Origin of the sequence: Streptomyces sp. SP18CS02 (genome assembly GCF_036322365.1) — a bacterium.
In the GTDB taxonomy this organism is placed as follows: domain Bacteria; phylum Actinomycetota; class Actinomycetes; order Streptomycetales; family Streptomycetaceae; genus Streptomyces.
On record NZ_JAQYXC010000289.1, the window covers coordinates 374102 to 395081 of the forward strand.

The window sequence follows — 20980 nt, forward strand, 5'->3', positions numbered from 1 at the left end:
GACAGATGCGCAACCCCGTCGGCGGCCATGTCCCCGTGGCCGGCGGCCTCGCCAAGACCGGCCTCGCCTACGCCCGCGAGCTGGGCGCCGAGACGGTCCAGGTCTTCGTCGCCAACCCCCGCGGCTGGGCCACGCCCGCCGGGAACCCCGCCCAGGACGAGATCTTCCGGGCCGAGTGCGCCCTGGAGGGCATCTCCGCGTACGTCCACGCCCCCTATCTGATCAACTTCGGCTCGCACACCGAGGCGACGGTCGAGCGGTCGGTGGAGTCGTTGCGCCACTCGCTGCGCCGGGCACGGGAGATCGGCGCGCTGGGCGTGGTCGTGCACACCGGTTCCGCGACCGGCGGCCGTGCGCGCGAGGTGGCGCTCGCCCAGGTCCGCACCCGCATGCTGCCGCTGCTGGACGAGCTGACGCACGAGGACGACCCGTTCCTGCTGCTGGAGTCGACGGCCGGCCAGGGCTCCTCGCTGTGCGCGCGGACCTGGGACTTCGGCCCGTACTTCGAGGCGCTGGACGCCCATCCCAAGCTGGGCGTGTGCCTGGACACCTGCCACATCTTCGCCGCCGGGCACGACCTGGCCGGCGAGCACGGCATGCGCCGGACGCTGGATCTGCTGGTGGAAACGGTCGGCGAGAACCGGCTGAAGCTGATCCACGCGAACGACTCCAAGGACGTCGTGGGCGCGCACAAGGACCGCCACGCCAATATCGGGGCGGGGCACATCGGCGCCGAACCGTTCCGCGAGCTGATGCGCCACCCCTCGACGGAGGGCGTGCCGCTGATCATCGAGACACCCGGCGGCAAGGAAGGGCACGCGGCGGACGTGGCACGCCTGAAGGCGCTGCGCTGACACGCGCCGAGCCTCAAGGAGGAATACCCTGAGGGGGTATACGCTTGCCGTAGTCGCGGGAACCGGCACCTGACGGCGGGAGCTCCTCATGCAGCACCACGGCCACTCCGGGCACGAGCACCGCGCCCACCCCGACCGGAACGAGCCCCCCACGCGGCACGAACACCGTGAGCACGGTGGGCGCCGGCCCTCCGCCGGCCGGGTCTCCTGGGCGACGGCCGCCCGGGCCACGGCCCACTGCCTCACCGGCTGCGCCATCGGAGAGGTGCTCGGCATGGTGATCGGCACCGCCCTGGGCTGGGCCGACCTCCCCACGATGATCCTCGCGATCGTCCTGGCCTTCTTCTTCGGTTACGCCTTCACCCTGCGCGGCGTACTGAAGGCGGGCGTCGGCTTCCGGACCGCCTTCCGGGTGGCCCTCGCGGCCGACACGCTCTCCATCGCCGTGATGGAGCTGATCGACAACGGGGTGCTCGCCCTGTGGCCCGGCGCCATGGACGCCCATCTCACCGACGGCATGTTCTGGGGCGTGCTCGCCATCGCCCTGTTCGCGGCCTTCGTCGTCACCACACCGGTCAACAAGTGGATGATCGGGCGCGGCAAGGGCCACGCCGTGGTCCATCGGTACCACCACTGAGCGTCCCGCGGGGCACGGGGCTCACAGCTCCGGGCCGTCCCCCGGTTCCTCCTGGTACGAGTACCGCTGCTCGGTCCACGGGTCGCCGATGTTGTGGTAGCCGCGCTCCTCCCAGAAGCCGCGACGATCGGCGGTCATGTACTCCACGCCCCGGACCCACTTGGGCCCCTTCCAGGCGTACAGGTGGGGCACGATCAGCCGCAGCGGGAAGCCGTGCTCGGCGGTGAGCAGTTCACCGTCCTTGTGGGTGGCGAAAATCGTACGGTCCGAGGCGAAGTCGGAGAGCCGCAGATTGGCGCTGAAGCCGTACTCGGCCCACACCATCACATGGGTGACGGCGGGCGCGGGCGGGACCAGTTCGAGGAGCGTACGGGCGGGAACCCCGCCCCATTCGGCGCCCAGCATGCTGAACTTCGTCACGCAGTGCAGATCGGCCACGACCGTGGAGAACGGCAGGGCCGAGAAGTCCTCATGGTTCCAGCCACGCTTGTCACCGTCCGCCGTGGCCCCGAAGACCCGGAACTCCCAGCGCTCCGGCCTGAACTTGGGGACGGGTCCGTAGTGGGTGACCGGCCAGCCGCGCTGCAGTCGCTGTCCCGGCGGAAGTGCGGACTCCCCTGCTGCCCGGTGTTCCCCACTATCCGGCTGACCCATGTCTCAATGGTGACAGACCGGGAAGGGTGGTCATGACCAGCCTCACATCGATTCGGGCATCTCCTACTAAGCATGCACTTACTGGACGACCCTCCGAAGCGGTGCGAGGATGCGCCCAATGTGACCCGTCACACACGTGGAAGGAGCCTCTGCGATGCAGGGCGACCCCGAGGTCATCGAGTTCCTCAACGAGCAGCTCACCGCCGAATTGACCGCGATCAACCAGTACTTCCTGCACGCCAAGATGCAGGAGAACTTCGGGTGGACGAAACTCGCCAAGTACACCCGTGCGGAATCGTTCGACGAGATGAAGCACGCCGAGGTGCTGACCGACCGGATCCTCTTCCTGGACGGACTGCCGAACTATCAGCGGCTCTTCCACGTAAGGGTGGGCCAGTCGGTCGGCGAGATGTTCGAGGCGGACCGACAGGTGGAGGTGGAGGCGATCGACCGCCTCAAGCGCGGCATCGAGGTCATGCGCGCGAAGGGCGACATCACCTCGGCGAACATCTTCGAGTCGATCCTGGCCGACGAGGAGCACCACATCGACTACCTCGACACCCAGCTCGACCTGATCAGCAAGCTCGGCGAGGCGCTGTACATCGCCCAGCTGATCGAGCAGCCGGAGAGCTGATCCCGGAGAGACCCCGGGCACCGGGCCCGGACTCCCGGGCGCCCGCCGGCGCCGTACCGGTGGCCTCAGGCGGCCTCGGGCAGCTCCGCGAGCGCCGGCTCGCCCTTGTCGAGCAGCTCGCGCCTGGGGCAGCCGCCACGGCCGAGGATCGACTGGATCCGGCGCACACAGGACCCGCAGTCCGTCCCCGCCTTGGAGACCGACGCGATCTGACGCGGTGTGCACGCGCCGGCTTCCGCGTGTTCCTTGACCTGCTTCTCCGTGATGCCGAAGCACGAGCAGACGTACACGCGGGTCACCTCCCTGCGGGATCGATCGGTTGCGCCCGTCCCGACTGGGTGAGGCTAACCTAACCTTACCCGGATGCCGGGATCGGCAAAAGTCCCGGATACGACGATGGGGCGCGGATCACATGGATCCGCGCCCCACTCTCACGTCAAGGCGAATTCAAGCCAAGATCACTGGTCGCGGTACATCTCGGCCACCAGGAAGGCCAGGTCCAGCGACTGGCTCCGGTTGAGCCGGGGGTCGCACGCCGTCTCGTACCGCTGGTGCAGATCGTCGACGAAGATCTCGTCCCCGCCGCCCACGCACTCGGTGACATCGTCGCCGGTCAGCTCGACGTGGATGCCGCCCGGGTGCGTACCGAGGGCCTTGTGGACCTCGAAGAAGCCCTTGACCTCGTCCAGCACGTCGTCGAAGCGGCGGGTCTTGTGACCGGAGGCCGCCTCGAAGGTGTTGCCGTGCATCGGGTCCGTCACCCAGGCCACGGTCGCACCGGACGCGGTGACCTTCTCGACCAGCTCGGGGAGCTTGTCGCGGACCTTGTCGGCGCCCATGCGGACGACGAAGGTCAGCCGGCCCGGCTCGCGCTCGGGGTCCAGCCGGTCGATGTAGGTCAGCGCCTCGTCGACCGAGGTGGTCGGACCGAGCTTGATGCCGATCGGGTTGCGGATCTTCGAGGCGAACTCGATGTGCGCGCCGTCGAGCTGGCGGGTGCGCTCACCGATCCAGACCATGTGGCCCGAGGTGTCGTACAGGCTGCCGGTCCGGGAGTCGACCCGGGTCAGCGCCGACTCGTAGTCCAGCAGCAGCGCCTCGTGCGAGGCGTAGAACTCGACCGTGCGGAACTCGGCCGGGTCGGTGCCGCACGCCTTCATGAAGTTGAGCGCGTTGTCGATCTCTCGGGCCAGCTGCTCGTAGCGCTGTCCGGACGGCGACGACTTCACGAAGTCCTGGTTCCAGGCGTGGACCTGTCGCAGGTCGGCGTAACCGCCGGTGGTGAAGGCACGCACCAGGTTCAGCGTCGAGGCGGACGCCTGGTACATCCGCTTCAGCCGCTCCGGGTCCGGGACCCTCGCCTTCTCGGTGAAGTCGAAGCCGTTGACGGAGTCGCCGCGGTAGGTGGGCAGCGTCACCCCGTCGCGGGTCTCGGTCGGCTTGGAGCGCGGCTTGGAGTACTGGCCGGCGATCCGCCCCACCTTCACGACGGGGACGGAGGCGGCGTACGTCAGGACCGCGCCCATCTGGAGCAGGGTCTTGAGCTTGGCGCGGATGTGGTCCGCGCCGACGGCGTCGAACGACTCGGCGCAGTCGCCGCCCTGGAGGAGGAACGCCTCGCCCTTGGCGACGGCCCCCATCCGGGCGCGCAGCTGGTCGCACTCGCCGGCGAAGACGAGCGGCGGATACGACTCGAGGTCCGCGATCACATCGCGCAGAGCCTCGGCATCGGGGTACTCGGGCTGCTGCGCCGCGGGCAGGTCTCGCCAGGTCGCCTTGGCGGCAACGGCGTGGGAATCAGCGTTCACGGTCACGGCTCAACATTACGGGGTCGCCCGCCGTCCCGGACCCCAAGGCCCGACAGGTGAGACAGAACGACCGCATTCGTCACACCGGGCGGCCGGGCCCGGCGCCATGCGCTAGGGTTCCCGGCATGTTCGCGCAGACGACCCGAAACTGGTGGTGGACCGCTCAACCGGCGGCCCCTTCCCACGCTCTTCGAGCGGGGAGACACCCCAGCTCGCGCGACTGAATCGACGCGAAGGCCGCCCCGGAGGGCGGCCTTCTTCCGTTTCACGGGCCGTTCCTCCTTCCCTGCACTTCCCCGCACGTCATCCGGAAGGAACGCCCCCATGGATCTGACCCGCCTGCTCGACGAGTCCTGCCCGCCCTTCGCCCTGCTGCGCCGACGCACCCCCGGCCGCGACCACGACACCGTCGAGGTCCTGATCGGCGACGTCCACGAGGCACGGCGGCTCGCCGACATCCCGGTCGGCCCGCGCCCGTCCCTGTCCCTGGTGCCGTTCCGGCAGCTGCGCGAGCGGGGCTTCGACGTGCGCGACGACGGCACGCCGCTGTCGGTGCTGGTCGCGTCGGAGTCGTACGCGCTGCCGCTCGCCGAGGTCCTGGAGGCGCTGCCCGACCATGAGGTACGGGTGGAGGGCGGCGCCTTCGACATCGGCGACGAGGAGTACGCCGAGATCGTGGGGCGGGTGGTCGAGGACGAGATCGGGCGCGGCGAGGGCGCGAACTTCGTCATCCGCCGCACCTACACCGGCCGGATCGACGGCTTCGGGCGGCGGGACGCCCTGGCACTGTTCCGGCGGCTGCTGGACGGTGAGCGGGGCGCGTACTGGACGTACGTCGTCCACACCGGGGAGCGGACCCTGGTGGGGGCCAGCCCCGAGGCGCACGTCCGGATGTCCGGCGGCACGGTCGTGATGAACCCGATCAGCGGGACGTACCGCTATCCGGCCGGGGGCCCGACGCCGGAGGGGCTGCTGGCCTTCCTGGCCGACCGCAAGGAGACCGAGGAGCTCTCCATGGTGGTCGACGAGGAGCTGAAGATGATGTGCACCGTCGGCGACATGGGCGGAGTGGTGGTCGGCCCCCGGCTGAAGGAGATGGCCCACCTCGCGCACACCGAGTACGAGCTGCGGGGCCGGTCCTCGCTGGACGTACGGGAGGTGCTGCGGGAGACCATGTTCGCCGCCACGGTCACCGGGTCGCCGGTGCAGAACGCGTGCCGGGTCATCGAGCGCCACGAGCCCACCGGACGGGGGTACTACGCGGGGGCGCTGGCCCTGATCGGCACGGACGGGAGCGGGGCGCAGACCCTGGACTCCCCCATCCTGATCCGTACCGCCGACATCTCCGCCGACGGCGAGCTGCGCGTCCCGGTCGGCGCGACGCTGGTGCGCCACTCCGACCCGGCGGGCGAGGTCGCCGAGACCCACGCCAAGGCGGCGGGGGTGCTGGCGGCCCTGGGGGTCCGTCCCGGACGGCCGCGGGAGGAGTCGACGCGGCCGCGGCTCGCGGACGATCCGCGGGTGCGGGCGGCCCTGGACGCCCGGCGCGCGGACCTGGCGCCGTTCTGGCTGCGGATGCAGGAGCGGTCCGCCGGGCTGGCCGGGCACGCCCTGGTCGTCGACGGCGAGGACACCTTCACCGCGATGCTGGCGCACGTGCTGCGCTCCTCGGGACTGGCGGTCACCGTGCGCCGCTTCGACGAGCCGGGGCTGGCCGGGGCCGTGGCGGCCCATGAGGGTCCGGTGGTCCTGGGGCCGGGACCGGGCGATCCGGCGGACCTCGCCGATCCGAGGATGCGCGCGCTGCGCGCCCTCGCCGCCACCCTCGTGCGCGAGCACCGGCACGGGCTGCTCGGGGTCTGCCTCGGCCATGAGCTGATCGCCGCCGAGCTGGGTCTGGACATCGTCCGCAAGCGGACCCCCTTCCAGGGCTCGCAGCTGCGGATCGACCTCTTCGGCACGGAGGAGACGGTCGGCTTCTACAACAGTTTCACCGCCCGGTGCGACGGGGCGACGGCCGCCGCGCTGGCGGCGGAGGGGGTCGAGGTCTGCCGCGACCCGGCGACGGACGAGGTGCACGCCCTGCGCGGCCCCGGTTTCGCCGGCGTCCAGTTCCACCCGGAGTCGGTGCTGACGCTGCGCGGCGCGGCGCTCGTGCGGGAGCTGGTGGGGCGGGTGTGCGTCAGTCGGAGCTGAGGTCGGCCACGTCCGCGGCGGGGACCAGCACGTTCTCGCCGCGGCGGCCCTGCGCCCAGTCCGTGACGTTGCGCACGGTCGTCTCGATGATCTCGGTGACCGCTTCGACCGTGTAGTACGCCTGGTGGGAGGTGACCAGGACGTTGGGGAAGGTCATCAGCCGGGCCAGGGTGTCGTCGTCGACGACCTCCATGGACCTGTCCTGGAAGAAGAGTCCGGTCTCCGCCTCGTAGACGTCCAGCCCGACCCCGGTGAAGCGGCCCGCGCGCAACTCGGTGACCAGCGACTCGGTGTCCACCAGGCCGCCCCGGCTGGAGTTCACCAGGATCGCGTCGTCCTTCATGGTCTTCAGGGCGGCGGCGTCGACCAGGTGGTGGGTCGAGGGGAGCAGCGGGACGTGCAGGCTGATCAGGTCCGACTCGGCGAAGAGCTCGTCCTTGTCGACGTACCGCATGCCCAGGTCCGCGCAGGCCGGGTTCGGGGACAGGTCCCAGCCGAGCAGGTTCATGCCGAAGCCCCGGGCGATGCGGCTGAAGGCCAGGCCGATCCTGCCGGTGCCGACGACGCCGGCCGTGCGGCCGCGCAGGTCGCGGCCGAGGAGCCCGTCGAGGCGGAAGTCGAAGTCTCGGGTGCGGTGGGAGGCGCGGACGATCCGGCGGTTCACGGCCATCGCCAGCGTCCAGGCGAATTCGGCGACCGAGTAGGGCGAGTACGACGAGACCCGGGCGACGGTCAGGCCGACTTTCTGGGCGACGCCGAGGTCGATGTTGTTGAAGCCGGTGGAGCGCTGGGCGATCATCTTCGTCCCGCCCGCCGCCAGGGTGCGCAGCACCCGGGCGCCGAGGTCCGCGTTGACGCTGGTGGAGATGGCCTCGTACCCGGCGGCGACGGGCGCGGTCTCCTCGGTGAGGAACACCTTCAGACAGCGGACGTCGTGGTGCCCCGCGAAGGCCCTCTCGATGAGCTCCTTCTCATCGGCCTGTACACCGAAAGCCAGGATTTCCACGACTTCTCCCCTGAAAGCGAGCTGCGCGCGTCATGGGCCGGTCATCGCGAATATACGGCCCGGGGCGCTGCCCCGCCGCGCGGGAGCGGCCGATGGGGCCACTCCGGCCCCGTCCCGGGCCCTCGCTCCCCGCCCCGCCCCGTCCGCCCGCGCGGGCGGGCGGAGGCGTGGCCGGCGCCGGATCAGGCGTCGTCGAGGCCGCGCTCGATCGCGTACCGCACGAGCTCGACCCGGTTGTGCAGCTGGAGCTTGCCCAGGGTGTTCTGGACGTGGTTCTGGACGGTGCGGTGCGAGATGACCAGGCGTTCGGCGATCTGCTTGTAGCTCAGGCCCTTCGCGACCAGCCGCAGCACCTCGGTCTCGCGCTCGGTGAGCCGGGGTGCCTTGGGCCCGTCGGTCTCCGCGGCGGGTACGGGCTCGGAGGCGAGCCGGCGGTACTCGCCGAGCACCAGGCCCGCGAGGCCCGGGGTGAACACCGGGTCCCCGGCCGCGGTCCGGCGTACCGCGTCGATCAGCTCGTCCGTGCTGGCCGACTTCAGCAGATAGCCGGTCGCGCCGGACTTCACCGCCTCCAGTACGTCGGCGTGCTCACCGCTGGCGGAGAGCACCAGGACCCGCGGCGCGGCGTCGCCCCCGACCAGCTCCTTGCAGACCTGGACGCCGGGCTTGGCGGGCAGGTTGAGGTCCAGGACCAGGACGTCCGGGCGGACGGCCCGGGCGCGGCGCACGGCCTGCTCGCCGTCCCCCGCCGTGGCGACCACGTCGAACCCGGCCTCCGCCAGGTCGCGGGCGACCGCGTCCCGCCACATCGGATGGTCGTCGACCACCATGACCTTGATCTGCTGCTCACTCATCGGTTCGCCTTCCCCCGTGGGACCTTCAGTTCGACTTCCGTGCCCTGGCCGGGGACGGAGAGGAGTTCGGCCGAACCCCCCAGGTCCCGGAGCCTGCCACGGATGGAGAGGGCGACCCCCATGCGCCCCTCCCCCTCGGCCTGCGCGAGGCGGCCCTCCGGTATGCCCGGTCCGTCGTCGCGCACCGTCACGATCACCTCGTCCGGCCAGTCCTCGACCAGGATCCACGCCCGGGCGTCATCGCCGGCGTGCCTGCGGACGTTGTCCAGGGCGGCACCGACCGCCGCCGCCAGCTCCCGCGCCGCGTCGGGCGCCAGCAGCACCGGCGCCCCCGGCTCCGAGAGGGTCACGCGCGCCCCGGCGTGCGGGGCGAGCAGACAGCGCAGATCGCTCGGCCCGTCGTCGTCCGGCTCCTCCACGACGCGGACGACGGCGCCCTGCGACTCGTCCTCGGAGACCAGTGACGGGCGCGTCAGACCGCCGGTGACCAGGGTGCGCAGAGCGACCTCCTGCTCGCCGGCCATCCGGCCGAGCTCCGCCGCCTCGCCCCCCAGCGCCGTGCCCCTGCGCTGCACCATGGCCAGCACCTGGAGCACCGAATCGTGGATGTCGCGGGCCAGGCGCTCCCGCTCGCGGGTCGCCGCCTCGATCTCCAGGGCGCGCGCGAGGGTGCGCTCGGAGGCCCGGGCGACCTCCACGACGTAGCCGATCGCGATGGAGGCCACCCACACCAGCAGCACGTTGTGGACGGTGTCCCGGCTGGGCTGGCCGCGTTCGACGATGTTGGCGGCGGCCACCAGCGAGGAGGCGAACGCCGCCCAGCGCCAGCCGCCCTTGATGGCGTACGCGAGGACCGAGCCCGCGGTCCATATCGACGGCAGGGTGGGGCCGTCCTGGACCTGGGCGTGCGCGTCGGCGAGCGGGGTGAGCAGGATGCCCGCCAGGGCGACGGTGAGGTCGGCGATGAGGAAGCGCCTGGTGCAGCTGGCGGCGTTGGCCACCTTGGGGAGGGTGGCGAGCGTCCAGACGCACAGCGCCGCGAGGAAGCCCACGGCCACCCAGGGGTGCTCGTACTGATCGCGGTGGAAGGCGAAGAGCAGCACGGCGTACGCCATGGTGATCACGCGATAGGCGGTCAGTGCACGCCACAACGGCTGCTCGACCGACATGCGTACGACGCGCTCGCGTCCGGCCACGCTTCCCCACCCCCGAATGCAGAAACCCCCTTGAGGGCCCGTACGAACCGTACGGGCCCGTGCCGGCCGGAAGGCGCCGGAAGGGACGGGCGTCCCCCGGGCGCACGCCCCCGCCCCGACCGCTCGACGGCGGTCCGTGAGCCCGCGGGCCGGAGCCCGTGGGCCGCCCGCGGCTACGCGCGGGGCTGCTCGCGCCCCGCCGTGCCGGCGTCTTCCCTCGCTTCCGCCCTGGCCGCTTCCCTGGCGGCTTCCTTCGCGGCTTCCTTCGCCGCCTTCTCCGCGTCGGCGATCTGGCGCTTGGCGGCGGTGGCGTAGATGTCGACGTACTCCTGGCCGGAGAGCTTCATGATCTCGTACATCACCTCGTCGGTGACCGAGCGCAGGATGAAACGGTCGCCCTCCATGCCGTGGTAGCGGCTGAAGTCCAGCGGCTTGCCGATCCGGATTCCCGGGCGCATCAGCTTGGGGATCACCTTGCCGGGCGGCTGGATCTTCTCGGTGTCGATCATCGCGACCGGGATGACGGGCGCGCCGGTGGCCAGGGCCACCCGCGCGAGGCCACCGGGCTTGCCCCGGTAGAGGCGGCCGTCCGGCGAGCGGGTGCCCTCGGGGTAGATGCCGAAGAGCTCACCGCGCTCGATCACGTCGATGCCGCTCTTGACCGCCGCCTCGCCCGCCCCGCGAGCTCCGGAGCGGTCCACCGGCAGCTGGCCCACCCCCTTGAAGAAGGCGGCCGTGAGCTTCCCCTTCACCCCGGGCGAGGTGAAGTACTCGGCCTTGGCGATGAAGGTGACCTTGCGGTCCAGGACCGCGGGGAGGAAGAAGGAGTCGGAGAAGGAGAGGTGGTTGCTCGCGAGGATCGCCGGCCCCTCGGCGGGAACGTTCTCGAGGCCCTCCACCCAGGGCCTGAAGGCGAGCTTCAGTGACCCTCCGATGGAGAACTTCATTGCGCCGTAGATCAACTCGAATGCCTCCTGTGTTCCGTCGATGAGACCTTAACCCGTACGGCGCCCGCGCCCGGTCCCGTGGGGCGCGACGGCTCTGGTCGGTGTCAGCCCGGTCGCGTACGGTGAAGTACACCTTCCCCGGGTCCTGTCTCGGTCGACACCTGTCACGGTCGGTCAGGGCCCGGCCCCATCGAACCCCCGAACAGGAGACCCCGGTGCCGGTCCTCCCTGGAGCCGAGCCCTACCGCCACGAGGGCGGCGAGGTCGGCGTGCTGCTGTGTCACGGTTTCACCGGTTCGCCGCAGTCGCTGCGCCCCTGGGCCGAGTTTCTGGCCGAGCGCGGTCTGACGGTGTCGCTGCCGCTGCTGCCCGGACACGGCACTCGCTGGCAGGACATGCAGGTCACGAACTGGCAGGACTGGTACGCCGAGGTGGACCGCGAGCTGCGGTCGCTGGTGGCGCGGTGCCGCCACGTCTTCGTCTTCGGGCTCTCCATGGGTGGAGCGCTCGCCCTGCGGCTGGCGGCCAGGCACGGCGACGCGATCAAGGGCATCACGCTGGTCAACCCGGCGAACAAGGTGCACGGCCTGGCCGCGCACGCGCTGCCCGTCGTCCGTCATCTCGTCCCCACGACCAGGGGGGTGGCCAACGACATCGCCAAGGAGGGCGCGACCGAGCTCGGGTACGACCGCGTTCCGCTGCACGCGGCGTACGCGCTGCGGCAGTTCCTGCGCGTGGTGGACGCCGATCTGCCGCAGGTCACCCAGCCTCTCCTGCTGCTGCACAGCCCGCAGGACCATGTCGTGCCGCCGGCCGACTCGGCCCGCGTCCTCAGCCGGGTTTCGTCGACGGACGTCCGGGAGATCCTGCTGGAACAGAGCTACCACGTGGCGACGTTGGACCACGATGCGGGGCGGATCTTCGAGGAGAGTTACGCGTTCATCGGCCGGCTCGCTCCGAGTGCCGTAGAGAAGGGGAGCACCGCCGGTGGCTGAGCAGCATGACTCGGACCGCGAGGAAAATCGCGACAACCGGGACAAACGGGATAATGTCGATGGTCTGGAAGGCTTCGGCGCCCGCAAGGAGCGCGGCGGACCGCCGGTGGACGAGGAGGCGGCCTGGGCGGCGATCGTCGCGGGGTACGGCGAGGAGCCGGCCGACCCGCCGGGCGTGAAGCCGTTCAAACCCGTCGAGGATCTGGCCCTGCTGGAGAGCGACGTCAACGGCGGAACGGAGAACCGGGCGGGCCGCAAGAAGAAGGACACGCACCCCGAAGGGGGCGAGGACGTGGACGGCGGCGAGCAGGACCGGGAGCCGGGAAAGCCGCTGGGCAGCTCCGTCGTCTTCGCGCCCGGCGTCGGCATGGGCGGGCCGCGCGACTACAGCCTGGCAGAGGCGCGAGACGCCCAGCCCGGTGACGGCGACGACACCGACGACGACAGCGACGAGGGCCACTTCGTGCCCCCGGAGCCGCCGCCGCTTCCCGAGGCCGACACCACCGCCAGGTTCGCCTGGCTCGCGGTGGTCGGAGGTCCGGTCCTGATGCTGGTGGCCGTGCTGCTCCAGTGGGACATGACCTGGTGGCTCACCACGCTGTGCATCGGCGGCTTCCTGGGCGGCTTCGCCACCCTGGTGGCCCGGATGCAGCACGGCGACGACGAGGACGACGACCCGGGCCGCGGCGCGGTGGTCTGATTCCCGCCGGACGGTTCAGACCTGAGCGGCGGGCACCCGCAGGGCCGCCAGTACCGGGAGGTGGTCCGTCGCCGCCCTCAGGTCGGCGTCCGTGAGGCCCGGCAGACCCCGCGGGACGCCGCAGCCCAGTACCTCGATCCCCGGGGTCGCGAAGATCGCGTCGATCCGCTGGTGCGGGTCTCCGGAGGTCGAGGTGTTCTCACCTCCCCAGGGCCGTACCGCCCAGCCGTCCTGGAGCTCGGCCGCCAGCCGGCGGAACGCGCGTCCGCCCGGCCGTTCGTTGATGTCCCCCGCCGCGACGGCGTGCGGCACGTCCAGCGCGGCGAGCCGGTCGAGGAGCATCCCGGCCTGGGCGTACCGCTCGTCGGCCCGAAGGCTCAGATGGCAGCTGATCAGGCCCAGGCGGGCGGCTCCGAACCGTACCACCGCCGTCGCGAAGCCCCGGCGGTGCAGTCCGGGCGTGAGGGGCAGCAGTACGTCCTCGGTGCGCTCGACGGTCGCCCGCAGCGAACAGAGCAGCAGCGGCCCCGCGGCGGTCGCGCCGCCGCTCAGCACCACCAGCTCGCTCTTCGCCGCGAGTCGCGCGGCGTGCTTGCGCCAGCGGAAGAAGCGGGGCGCCTCCTGTACGAGGACGAGGTCGGGCCGGCAGGCCCTGATCACTCGCGCCACTGCGTCCTCGTCGTCCCGCAGCGACCGGATGTTGTAGGCGAGCACCCGGATCACGGCCGAACCGTCCGGCTCGGTCCGGGAGTTGGGCAGCGGGGAGATCACCATGCGCAGCAACATACGGGACGGCCGCGTGTGATCGCGGGCGACAGGCGGGTACGGGGGCAGCGCGGCGGGTACGGGCCGGCGACCGGGCCCGGACCGGACCGGCCGGGTCCGGCAACGGGCAACGGGCAACGGGCAACGGGCGGACCCGATCCGTGGCGGGGTCTCCCGGCCGGGAACGACGGTGCCCGCCGCGTCCGGGGAGGACGCGGCGGGCACCGTCGTGCGTACGGGGCCGTCAGCCCTGGCGTGCCAGGTCGGCGGCGCCGACCAGCCCGGCCTTGCCGCCCAGCTGGGCGGCGAGGACCTGGGCGTGCGGACGCCACTGGCCGCCGATCAGCCAGCGCCGGAACGACTTGCGGATCGGGTCGAGCACCAGCTCGCCCTCGTCCGAGACACCGCCGCCCACGATGAACGCCGACGGGTCGAACAGCGAGGCGAGGTCGGCCAGCCCCGCGCCGGCCCAGCGGGCCAGCTCACGGAACGAGTCCACCGCCACCGGACACCCCTGACGGGCGGCCTCCGAGACGTGCTTGCCCTGGATCCCCTCGGGCGTGCCGTCGCCGAGGCCCAGCAGGATCCCGGCGTTCTCGGGAGTGGCGTTGGCGCGCTGCTTGGCGTACCGCACGAGGGCGCGCCCGGAGGCGTACTGCTCCCAGCAGCCCTGGCTGCCGCAGCCGCACAGCAGTCCGTCCGGGACCACCCGGATGTGGCCGAACTCGGCGGCCACGCCGAAGCGCCCGCGCCGCAGCTTGTTGCCGATGATGATGCCGCCGCCGAGGCCGGTGCCGAGGGTGATGCAGATGACGTCCTCGTGGCCCTGGCCGGCACCGAACCTGTACTCGCCCCAGGCCGCGGCGTTCGCGTCGTTCTCCACGACCACCGGGAGGCCCACGCGCTGCTCGACCTTGTCCTTCAGCGGCTCGTGCCGCCAGTCGATGTTGGGCGCGAAGAGGACGGTGGCGCGCTTGTCGTCGACGTAGCCGGCGGCGCCGATGCCGACGGCCTCGATCTCGTGCCCCCGGCCGGCCTCGGAGACCGCCGCGCAGATCGCGTCGACGATGCCGGAGGGCGTGGACGGAGTGGGCACGTTGTGAGTGTCCAGGATGGTGCCCTCTTCGTCGACCACGCCGGCCGCGATCTTCGTGCCGCCGATGTCGACGCCGATGGTGAGTCCCATGTGTCCCTCAGTTTTCGGTCGAGCCCCGCTAGGGCCAACCGTACCCGAGGGCGGGCACGGAGCTGTCAGTCCAGGTCGATGTGCTCGCCGGCTTCCGGACCCCCGTCGTTCTTCCTCCCGTCGCTCCCGGCGTCGGCGCGCGGGTCGTTGCCCGTGTCGCCGGGCGCCCCGGACCGGCCCCGCGTCCAGCGGCGCTCGTGCCCCTCGACGGCGGAGCGGTAGGCGGCGAGCAGCTCGTTGCCGGCGGCCGCGAGATGGTCGAAGACCTGCGGGTTGCGCTCGATGACCGGTTCGACGGCGGCCTTCGCCTGGTCGACGAGCTGCTGCACGGCGCCCTGCGCTCCCAGGCCCAGCAGCGGGGCGCGCAGGGAGGAGACCTTCTCGGCCACCGCGTCGACGAGCTTGCGCAGCTCCTCGGCGGCGGCACCGGGGGGCGGGGCGCCCGGTCCGCGGCGGCGGGCCTTCTCGGCCTCCAGATCCTCGGCGCAGGCCCTCGCCCAGGCGTCCGCGTCGACGTCGGGGCGCGGGGGGCGCTCGGTGGCATCGCTCATGGCGTACTCCTGCGGGAAGGCGGGCGGCACGGGCTGCGTCACCGCCCTGGCTCTGGCTCTGTACCAACGACGTTACCCGAACGCCCGCGGCGGGTTCAGCGCCCGCGCGGCCACAGATCCGGGTCGGGGGTGAACCGGACGCTCAGCACCCCGTCGGCCAGGCCCGCGCCGGAGACGGTGCAGCGGCGCAGGGCGGACGGCAGGGGCACGATCCGGCGGAACGAGCGAAGGGAGCCGACGGTGAGGAGCAGTTCATCGCCCCGGCGGACCAGGCCGATGTCGCGCTTGGCGGCGCCGGGCAGGGGGATGCGCCAGGCCAGCACGCCGTCCTCCCCGCGCCGGTCCTCCACGCTCCAGCCGGGCGCCGTGACGGGCGCCGCGGCGGGGCCGGGGACGGCCAGCCGGGCGAGGTCGCCGGGGGTGCGCGGGTCCCGGCCGAGGTGCGCCAGCTCGTGGACCTCGTCGAACTCGTCGTACAGCGCCTTGAGGTGCGTCTGCTGCTGGGCGGCGAGCGCGGCGAGCCACGGGTCGGGGGAGGCGGTGGGAAGGAGCCGGTTCGCGACGACCGCGTCGAGGGCGTGGCCGTACAGGGCGAGGCCGGCCCGGACGGCGGGGAGCGTGCCGGCGGCCGCGGGTCCGGGCTCCACGACGAGCCGGACGGTGGTCGCGGGTGCCTCGAACAGGGCCTGCACGGCGGCGAGCTCGGCGTCCCAGCGGGCGGCGGTCTCGTACAGCCAGGCGGCGGGCATGGGGACGCCCGCGAGCTGGGCGAGCATGGGGCGCAGCGCGCGGGCCGCCTGCCGCTCGGGCGGGAGCAGCCGGCGCAGGTAGCGGCGGAGTTGCTCGGGCAGGGCCAGGACGGCGATGGCGTCGAGGGCGGGTGGCAGGTCGACGACGAGCAGGTCCCAGCCGTCCTCGGCCGCGGCGTCGCGCAGGGCCCGCAGCAGGGCGAACCGGTCGTTGCCGGGCAGCTCGGTGAGCTCGGCCTCCTCCAGCCGCGCGGCCCCCAGCAGGTCGAGCGCGGCGGACGCGCGCTCCTGGAAGGCGAGGATCTCGGCGCGGAAGTGGGCGCCGGAGTCGATGCGGCGGACGACGGGGCCGTCGCCCTCCTCGTCGGGGGTGAACCGGTCGGCCGGATCGCCGGTCAGCAGCAGGACCCGCTGCCCCTGACGGGCGGCGTCGAAGGCGGTCGCCGCGGCGACCGTGGTCCGACCGGCACCGCCGGGGCCGGTGACGAGAAGGGTGCGCATGGAAGGACACGCTACCGGCGAGGACGCCGCCGCCCGCCGGGCGGTGGGGGCGTCAGGCGTGGGGGGCGGACTCCACGCGCTTCTTCAGGCCCGCCAGCGCGCGGTCGATGATGACCTTCTCCGCCTTGCGCTTGATCATGCCCAGCATCGGGATCTTGACGTCCACCGTGAGCTGGTACGTCACCTCGGTGCGGTCGCCGCCGGACAGCGGCGCCAGGCTGTACGAGCCGTCCAGGGAGCGGAGCATCTGGGACTTGACGAGGGTCCAGCTGACCTGGTCGTCACCGGTCCAGGTGTAGGCCAGCGTGTGGTCGTCCTTGATCGCACCGGCGTCCAGCAGCAGGCGCACCTTCTCGGCGCGGCCGGCCTCGTCGGTCGCCAGGACCTCGGCCTCCTTCACCTCGCCGGTCCACTCCGGGTAGCGCGCGAAGTCGGCGATCACGCCCATGACGTCGGCCGGTGCCGCCTCGATGGTGATGCTAGAGCTGGTGTGTTCCGCCATCGCTGTGGCTCCTCCGGTGCGGTGCCGACGGGGTGTATGTGGTGTGAAGGCTATCGCGTGGGCGACGCTCACCACTCCAGGGTCCAGGGCCGTCCCGTCGCCGCGAAATGTCCCACGTTCACGCACTCCGTCGCGCCGACCCGCATCCGCCGGGCCAGCGGCTGGTGGACGTGGCCGAACAGCGCGTACCGGGGGCGGGTGCGGCGGATCGCGGACAGCAGCGCGCGGCTGCCGCGTTCGAAGCGCCGCGCCACCGTGTCGTAGGTGAGCTCCGGGACGTCCGGCGGGATGTGCGAGCACAGCACGTCGACCTCGCCGATGGCCTCGACCTTGGCGGCGTACTCCTCGTCGGAGATCTCGTACGGGGTGCGCATCGGGGTGCGCAGCCCGCCGCCCACGAAGCCGAAGACGCGCCCGCCGATCTCGACCCGCTCGCCGTCCAGGACGGTGGTGCCGGGGCGGGCGAACTCCGGCCAGAGGGCGGGGATGTCGACGTTCCCGTAGGTCGCGTACGTCGGGGAGGGGAAGGCGGCGAACATCGCGGCGTACTGGCGGCGGACCGCCGACTCGATGGCGGTGTCCCGGTCGATGTCCAGCTCCGCCCACAGCCTGCGGCCGAGTGCGCGGGCCTCGTCGAAGCGGCGGGCGGTGCGCAGCTCGACGATCAGGTGGGCGTTCTCGACGCCGAAGAGGTCCGGGAAGATGCCCCGTGAGTGGTCGGCGTAGTCGAGGAAGAGCACCAGGTCGCCCAGGCATATGAGCGCGTCGGCCCCGTTCCCCGCCTTGACCAGGGCTTCGGCGTTCCCGTGCACGTCACTGATCACGTTGACCCTCATGCCTCGCATGAGACCCCACCTTAAGCGGTCCGCAAGGGGCCGGACCTGCGGTTACTTTCGAGTCGTGACGGGAGTGGACTACTGTGCGCGAAGCACCGCCAATCACGTGTGACGCATAGAACATCTGGCCAGGGCCCCTATCCGGAACCGAGTACTGGTGGGTAACGTCCGGGCAGTCCAGTCGTGCTCACCCCCACTGAGCACCTGCCCGATCTTGGACCGCAGCCGGTGCATCACACAGAGCCGTGGCGCCGGAGCCCGATGAGGAGCAGCAGTCTTGCGCGAGTTCAGCCTTCCGGCCCTGTACGAGGTCCCCGCGGACGGCAATCTGACGGATCTCATCCGCCGCAACGCCGCTCAGCACCCAGATGTGGCCGTCATGGGCCGCAAGGTGGCCGGCGCGTGGACGGACGTGACCGCCACCCGGTTCCTCGCCGAGGTGCGGGCCGCCGCCAAGGGCCTGATCGCCGCGGGCGTGCAGCCCGGTGAGCGCGTCGCCCTGATGTCCCGTACCCGTTACGAGTGGGTCCAGCTGGACTTCGCCATCTGGAGCGCCGGCGCCATCACCGTGCCGGTGTACGAGACCAGCTCGGCCGAGCAGGTCCAGTGGATCCTCGGCGACTCCGGCGCGGTCGCCGTGATCGTGGAGAGCGACGCGCACGCCGCCGCCGTCGAGTCGGTGCGCGACGGTCTGCCGGAACTGCGCCGGGTGTGGCAGATCGAGAAGGGCGCGGTCGAGGAGCTGACCGCCGCCGGGGCGGAGATCCCGGACGAGACGGTCGACGAGCGCAGCGCCGTCGCCAAGGCCGACGACCCGGCGACGATCGTCTACACCTCGGGCACCACCGGCCGCCCCAAGGGCTGTGTCCTCACCCACCGCGCCTTCTTCGCGGAGTGCGGCAATCTGGTGGAGCGTCTCAAACCGCTGTTCCGTACCGGTGAGAGCTCCGTCCTCCTCTTCCTGCCCGCCGCGCACGTCTTCGGCCGGATGGTCGCGCTGGCGCCGGCGATGGCGCCGATCAAGCTCGGCTGCGTCTCCGACATCAAGAACCTCACCGACGAACTGGCCTCCTTCCGGCCGACGATGATCCTCGGTGTGCCGCGCGTCTTCGAGAAGGTGTACAACTCCGCGCGCGCCAAGGCGCAGGCCGAGGGCAAGGGCAGGATCTTCGACAAGGCCGCCCACACGGCGATCGCCTACAGCCGCGCCCTCGACACCCCGCAGGGCCCGTCGATCGGCCTGAAGCTGAAGCACTTCGTCTTCGACAAGCTGGTCTTCGGAAAGCTCCGCGCGGTGCTGGGCGGCCGCGGCGAGTTCGCCATCTCGGGCGGCGCCCCGCTGGGCGAGCGGCTGGGGCACTTCTACCGCGGCATCGGTTTCACGGTGCTGGAGGGCTACGGCCTGACGGAGACCTGCGCGGCCACCGCCTTCAACCCGTGGGACCGCCAGAAGATCGGCACGGTCGGCCAGCCGCTGCCCGGCTCGGTGGTGCGGATCGCGGACGACGGCGAGGTGCTGGTCCACGGCGAGCACGTCTTCTCGGGCTACTGGAACAACGAGGCCGCCACGGCCGAGGCGCTGGCCGACAACTGGTTCCACACCGGCGACATCGGCACCCTGGACGAGGACGGCTACCTGGCCATCACGGGCCGGAAGAAGGAGATCCTGGTCACGGCGGGCGGCAAGAACGTCGCCCCCGCGGTGATCGAGGACCGCATCCGCGGGCACGCCCTGGTCGCCGAGTGCATGGTGGTGGGCGACGGCCGCCCGTTCGTGGGCGCGCTGGTCACGCTCGACGAGGAGTTCCTGGGCCGCTGGGCCGCGGAGAACGGCAAGCCGGCCGGTTCCACGGCGGCGTCGCTGCGCGAGGACGCGGATCTGCTGGCGGCCGTCCAGCAGGCCGTGGACGACGGCAACGCCGCGGTCTCCAAGGCGGAGTCGGTGCGCAAGTTCCGCATCCTGAACGCCCAGTTCACGGAGGAGGCCGGCCACATCACGCCGTCGCTGAAGCTGAAGCGCAACGTGGTGGCGAAGGACTTCGCCGACGAGATCGAGGCGATCTACCGCTCGTAGTCGCGGCCCGCACCGGAGCCCCCGGTGCCCTTCGCGCCCATGCGGCCCGGCCCCGGGAAACCGGACCGGGCCGTTCTGCCGCGCCGGGGCCGCCGGGCCGCCGCATGCGCGGCCCGGCCACCGGCGGCGCCGGCCCGCCGCACCTCAGAGCAGCGCCTTGAGCCGCTCCGCGAGCAGGTCCCAGCGCCACTTCTCCTCGACCCACGCCCGGCCGCGCTCCCCCATCCGGCGCCGCAGCCCGGGGTCCTCCAGCAGGGCGACGATCCGTTCGGCGGCCTCGCCCGCGGCGACGGCCTCGGGGCCGCCCCGCACGACCCAGCCGGTCTCCCCGTCCAGTACCGCGTCGGGCGCGCCGCCCGAGTCGCCCGCGACCACCGGCAGACCGGTCGCCGACGCCTCCAGGTAGACGATGCCGAGACCCTCGACGTCCAGGCCGCCCCTGCGGGTACGGCACGGCATCGCGAACACGTCCCCGGCGCCGTAGTGCGCGGGCAGCTCCTCCCAGGGCACCGCGCCGGTGAACCGCACGGATCCGGCCACCCCGGTGGCCTGCGCGAGGGCGCGCAGGTCCTTCTCGTAGGGTCCGCCGCCGACGATGAGCAGGACGGTGTCGGGCACCTTGGCCAGGATCGCGGGGAGGGCCCTGATCAGCGTGTCCTGTCCCTTGCGGGGCACCAGCCGGGAGACGCAGACCACCACCGGCCGGTCCGCGAGACCGAGCCGGGCGCGTACCTCGTCGCCGCCCGAGCCGGGATGGAAGGTCTTCTCGTCGACCCCGGGCGGCAGCTGGACCATGCGCCCGGCCGCCTCCGGCGTCAGCGCGGCCGCGATGCGCGAGCGGGTGTACTCACCGAGGTAGGTGATCGTGTCGGTGCCCTCGCCGATCCGGCGCAGCAGCTGCCGCGACCCCGGCAGCTGCGCCCAGCCCGCCTCGTGGCCGTGCGTGGTCGCCACCAGCCGCCGCGCCCCGGCCTTCCGCAGGGCCGGAGCCATCAGTCCCAGCGGGGCGGCCGCCCCGAACCACACCGACTCGCAGCCGTGCTCGCGCAGCAGCGCGGTGGCGCGGGCGGTGACGCGTGGCGTGGGCAACAGCATCGTCGTACGGTCCCGGACAACCTGGAACGGCTGTCCGGCATCGAACAGGGCGGTGGCCTCCGCGCCCTCGTGTCCGCGCTTCCAGGTGGAGGCGTAGACGACGATCTGCTCGGGATCCAATCTGAGCGCCATGTTGTGCAGAAACGCCTGAATACCGCCGGGTCTGGGCGGAAAGTCGTTGGTTACGATCAAGGTCTTGTACATCGCTGCCGACAGTACCGAACGGCCTTGCACCACCGC

22 protein-coding genes are annotated in these 20980 nt (G+C 72.1%); 8 read left to right on the forward strand and 14 right to left on the reverse strand.

Annotation, left to right across the window (positions count from 1 at the left end; translation table 11 throughout):
* Window positions 1–5 precede the first annotated feature (5 nt).
* Together PUR26_RS22015 and PUR26_RS22020 are read left to right on the forward strand one after the other, a co-directional pair.
* Entirely contained in the window at window positions 6–854 is an 849-nt protein-coding gene (locus tag PUR26_RS22015) for a deoxyribonuclease IV (RefSeq protein WP_329874162.1), read from the forward strand.
* Window positions 855–942: 88 nt separating this feature from the next.
* Window positions 943–1491 carry a DUF4396 domain-containing protein gene (locus tag PUR26_RS22020; RefSeq protein WP_329874163.1) on the forward strand — a complete coding sequence of 183 codons (549 nt, stop codon included), beginning with the start codon at window positions 943–945 and terminating at the stop codon, window positions 1489–1491.
* Between the two features lie 21 nt (window positions 1492–1512).
* Here PUR26_RS22020 and PUR26_RS22025 read toward each other — a convergent pair whose 3' ends face one another.
* Window positions 1513–2145, reverse strand: a complete 633-nt coding sequence (locus PUR26_RS22025) for a sulfite oxidase-like oxidoreductase (protein ID WP_329874164.1) — start codon at window positions 2143–2145, stop codon at window positions 1513–1515.
* A gap of 154 nt (window positions 2146–2299) precedes the next feature.
* Here PUR26_RS22025 and bfr point away from each other — a divergent pair, with 154 nt between their 5' ends.
* The gene (bfr, locus tag PUR26_RS22030; protein ID WP_329874165.1) at window positions 2300–2779 is read left to right on the forward strand and encodes a bacterioferritin; all 480 of its coding nucleotides are present in this window, start codon (window positions 2300–2302) and stop codon (window positions 2777–2779) included.
* Window positions 2780–2844: 65 nt separating this feature from the next.
* On the opposite strand, the gene PUR26_RS22035 is transcribed toward bfr, so the two are convergent.
* Complete coding sequence (locus tag PUR26_RS22035; RefSeq protein WP_329874166.1) at window positions 2845–3078, reverse strand: (2Fe-2S)-binding protein; 234 nt, start codon at window positions 3076–3078, stop codon at window positions 2845–2847.
* A gap of 159 nt (window positions 3079–3237) precedes the next feature.
* The gene (locus PUR26_RS22040) at window positions 3238–4593 is read right to left on the reverse strand and encodes a class II 3-deoxy-7-phosphoheptulonate synthase (RefSeq protein WP_329874167.1); all 1356 of its coding nucleotides are present in this window, start codon (window positions 4591–4593) and stop codon (window positions 3238–3240) included.
* A 119-nt stretch (window positions 4594–4712) separates the two neighbouring features.
* On the opposite strand from PUR26_RS22040, the gene PUR26_RS34725 reads away from it, so the two are divergent.
* Window positions 4713–4811, forward strand: a complete 99-nt coding sequence (locus PUR26_RS34725) for a trp operon leader peptide (protein ID WP_443077134.1) — start codon at window positions 4713–4715, stop codon at window positions 4809–4811.
* A gap of 100 nt (window positions 4812–4911) precedes the next feature.
* Window positions 4912–6783 (forward strand): anthranilate synthase family protein, encoded by a 1872-nt coding sequence (locus PUR26_RS22045; protein WP_329874168.1) that lies wholly within the window; start codon window positions 4912–4914, stop codon window positions 6781–6783.
* Here PUR26_RS22045 and PUR26_RS22050 read toward each other — a convergent pair.
* From PUR26_RS22050 to PUR26_RS22065, 4 genes are all read right to left on the reverse strand, one after another.
* Window positions 6770–7789 carry a 2-hydroxyacid dehydrogenase gene (locus PUR26_RS22050; protein ID WP_329874169.1) on the reverse strand — a complete coding sequence of 340 codons (1020 nt, stop codon included), beginning with the start codon at window positions 7787–7789 and terminating at the stop codon, window positions 6770–6772. The two genes, PUR26_RS22045 and PUR26_RS22050, sit on opposite strands and share 14 nt — an antisense overlap.
* Before the next feature lie 182 nt (window positions 7790–7971).
* On the reverse strand, window positions 7972–8643 hold the full coding sequence (locus PUR26_RS22055; RefSeq protein WP_329874170.1) for a response regulator transcription factor: 672 nt from the start codon (window positions 8641–8643) through the stop codon (window positions 7972–7974).
* Window positions 8640–9839, reverse strand: coding sequence for a MacS family sensor histidine kinase (macS, locus tag PUR26_RS22060; protein ID WP_329874171.1), 1200 nt, complete (start codon window positions 9837–9839; stop codon window positions 8640–8642). Before macS ends, PUR26_RS22055 begins: the two co-directional genes overlap by 4 nt.
* Before the next feature lie 173 nt (window positions 9840–10012).
* Entirely contained in the window at window positions 10013–10786 is a 774-nt protein-coding gene (locus PUR26_RS22065; RefSeq protein WP_329874304.1) for a lysophospholipid acyltransferase family protein, read from the reverse strand.
* Window positions 10787–11001: 215 nt separating this feature from the next.
* On the opposite strand from PUR26_RS22065, the gene PUR26_RS22070 reads away from it, so the two are divergent.
* Window positions 11002–11781, forward strand: a complete 780-nt coding sequence (locus PUR26_RS22070) for an alpha/beta hydrolase (RefSeq protein ID WP_329874172.1) — start codon at window positions 11002–11004, stop codon at window positions 11779–11781.
* Between the two features lie 64 nt (window positions 11782–11845).
* Window positions 11846–12481, forward strand: a complete 636-nt coding sequence (locus tag PUR26_RS22075) for a hypothetical protein (RefSeq protein ID WP_443077136.1) — start codon at window positions 11846–11848, stop codon at window positions 12479–12481.
* A gap of 15 nt (window positions 12482–12496) precedes the next feature.
* Here the strand turns inward: PUR26_RS22075 and PUR26_RS22080 are convergent, their stop codons facing one another.
* The 6 genes from PUR26_RS22080 to PUR26_RS22105 form a co-directional block, all read right to left on the reverse strand.
* Entirely contained in the window at window positions 12497–13255 is a 759-nt protein-coding gene (locus PUR26_RS22080) for an endonuclease/exonuclease/phosphatase family protein (protein WP_329874174.1), read from the reverse strand.
* Between the two features lie 235 nt (window positions 13256–13490).
* Window positions 13491–14432 carry an ROK family glucokinase gene (locus PUR26_RS22085; protein ID WP_329874175.1) on the reverse strand — a complete coding sequence of 314 codons (942 nt, stop codon included), beginning with the start codon at window positions 14430–14432 and terminating at the stop codon, window positions 13491–13493.
* Between the two features lie 65 nt (window positions 14433–14497).
* Complete coding sequence (locus tag PUR26_RS22090; RefSeq protein ID WP_329874176.1) at window positions 14498–14983, reverse strand: DUF5304 domain-containing protein; 486 nt, start codon at window positions 14981–14983, stop codon at window positions 14498–14500.
* A gap of 95 nt (window positions 14984–15078) precedes the next feature.
* Window positions 15079–16233 (reverse strand): ArsA family ATPase, encoded by a 1155-nt coding sequence (locus PUR26_RS22095; RefSeq protein ID WP_329874177.1) that lies wholly within the window; start codon window positions 16231–16233, stop codon window positions 15079–15081.
* Window positions 16234–16285: 52 nt separating this feature from the next.
* Window positions 16286–16735, reverse strand: coding sequence for an SRPBCC family protein (locus PUR26_RS22100; RefSeq protein WP_329874178.1), 450 nt, complete (start codon window positions 16733–16735; stop codon window positions 16286–16288).
* Between the two features lie 68 nt (window positions 16736–16803).
* Entirely contained in the window at window positions 16804–17571 is a 768-nt protein-coding gene (locus PUR26_RS22105; protein ID WP_329874179.1) for a metallophosphoesterase family protein, read from the reverse strand.
* Window positions 17572–17848: 277 nt separating this feature from the next.
* Here PUR26_RS22105 and PUR26_RS22110 point away from each other — a divergent pair, with 277 nt between their 5' ends.
* Window positions 17849–19645, forward strand: a complete 1797-nt coding sequence (locus PUR26_RS22110; RefSeq protein WP_329874180.1) for an AMP-dependent synthetase/ligase — start codon at window positions 17849–17851, stop codon at window positions 19643–19645.
* Between the two features lie 144 nt (window positions 19646–19789).
* Here PUR26_RS22110 and PUR26_RS22115 read toward each other — a convergent pair whose 3' ends face one another.
* The gene (locus tag PUR26_RS22115) at window positions 19790–20944 is read right to left on the reverse strand and encodes a glycosyltransferase family 4 protein (protein WP_329874181.1); all 1155 of its coding nucleotides are present in this window, start codon (window positions 20942–20944) and stop codon (window positions 19790–19792) included.
* Window positions 20945–20980 lie beyond the last annotated feature (36 nt).

Excerpts from the sequence above, each read along its gene's own strand:
- bfr (WP_329874165.1), top strand. The coding sequence starts at position 2,300 with ATGCAGGGCGACCCCGAGGTCATCGAGTTCCTCAACGAGCAGCTCACC.
- PUR26_RS22055 (WP_329874170.1), bottom strand. The coding sequence starts at position 8,643 with ATGAGTGAGCAGCAGATCAAGGTCATGGTGGTCGACGACCATCCGATG.
- PUR26_RS22045 (WP_329874168.1), top strand. The coding sequence starts at position 4,912 with ATGGATCTGACCCGCCTGCTCGACGAGTCCTGCCCGCCCTTCGCCCTG.
- PUR26_RS22115 (WP_329874181.1), bottom strand. The coding sequence starts at position 20,944 with ATGTACAAGACCTTGATCGTAACCAACGACTTTCCGCCCAGACCCGGC.
- PUR26_RS22080 (WP_329874174.1), bottom strand. The coding sequence starts at position 13,255 with ATGGTGATCTCCCCGCTGCCCAACTCCCGGACCGAGCCGGACGGTTCG.
- PUR26_RS22095 (WP_329874177.1), bottom strand. The coding sequence starts at position 16,233 with ATGCGCACCCTTCTCGTCACCGGCCCCGGCGGTGCCGGTCGGACCACG.
- PUR26_RS22100 (WP_329874178.1), bottom strand. The coding sequence starts at position 16,735 with ATGGCGGAACACACCAGCTCTAGCATCACCATCGAGGCGGCACCGGCC.
- PUR26_RS22015 (WP_329874162.1), top strand. The coding sequence starts at position 6 with ATGCGCAACCCCGTCGGCGGCCATGTCCCCGTGGCCGGCGGCCTCGCC.
- PUR26_RS22085 (WP_329874175.1), bottom strand. The coding sequence starts at position 14,432 with ATGGGACTCACCATCGGCGTCGACATCGGCGGCACGAAGATCGCGGCC.
- PUR26_RS22090 (WP_329874176.1), bottom strand. The coding sequence starts at position 14,983 with ATGAGCGATGCCACCGAGCGCCCCCCGCGCCCCGACGTCGACGCGGAC.
- PUR26_RS22065 (WP_329874304.1), bottom strand. The coding sequence starts at position 10,786 with ATGAAGTTCTCCATCGGAGGGTCACTGAAGCTCGCCTTCAGGCCCTGG.
- PUR26_RS34725 (WP_443077134.1), top strand. The coding sequence starts at position 4,713 with ATGTTCGCGCAGACGACCCGAAACTGGTGGTGGACCGCTCAACCGGCG.
- PUR26_RS22105 (WP_329874179.1), bottom strand. The coding sequence starts at position 17,571 with ATGAGGGTCAACGTGATCAGTGACGTGCACGGGAACGCCGAAGCCCTG.
- PUR26_RS22020 (WP_329874163.1), top strand. The coding sequence starts at position 943 with ATGCAGCACCACGGCCACTCCGGGCACGAGCACCGCGCCCACCCCGAC.
- PUR26_RS22025 (WP_329874164.1), bottom strand. The coding sequence starts at position 2,145 with ATGGGTCAGCCGGATAGTGGGGAACACCGGGCAGCAGGGGAGTCCGCA.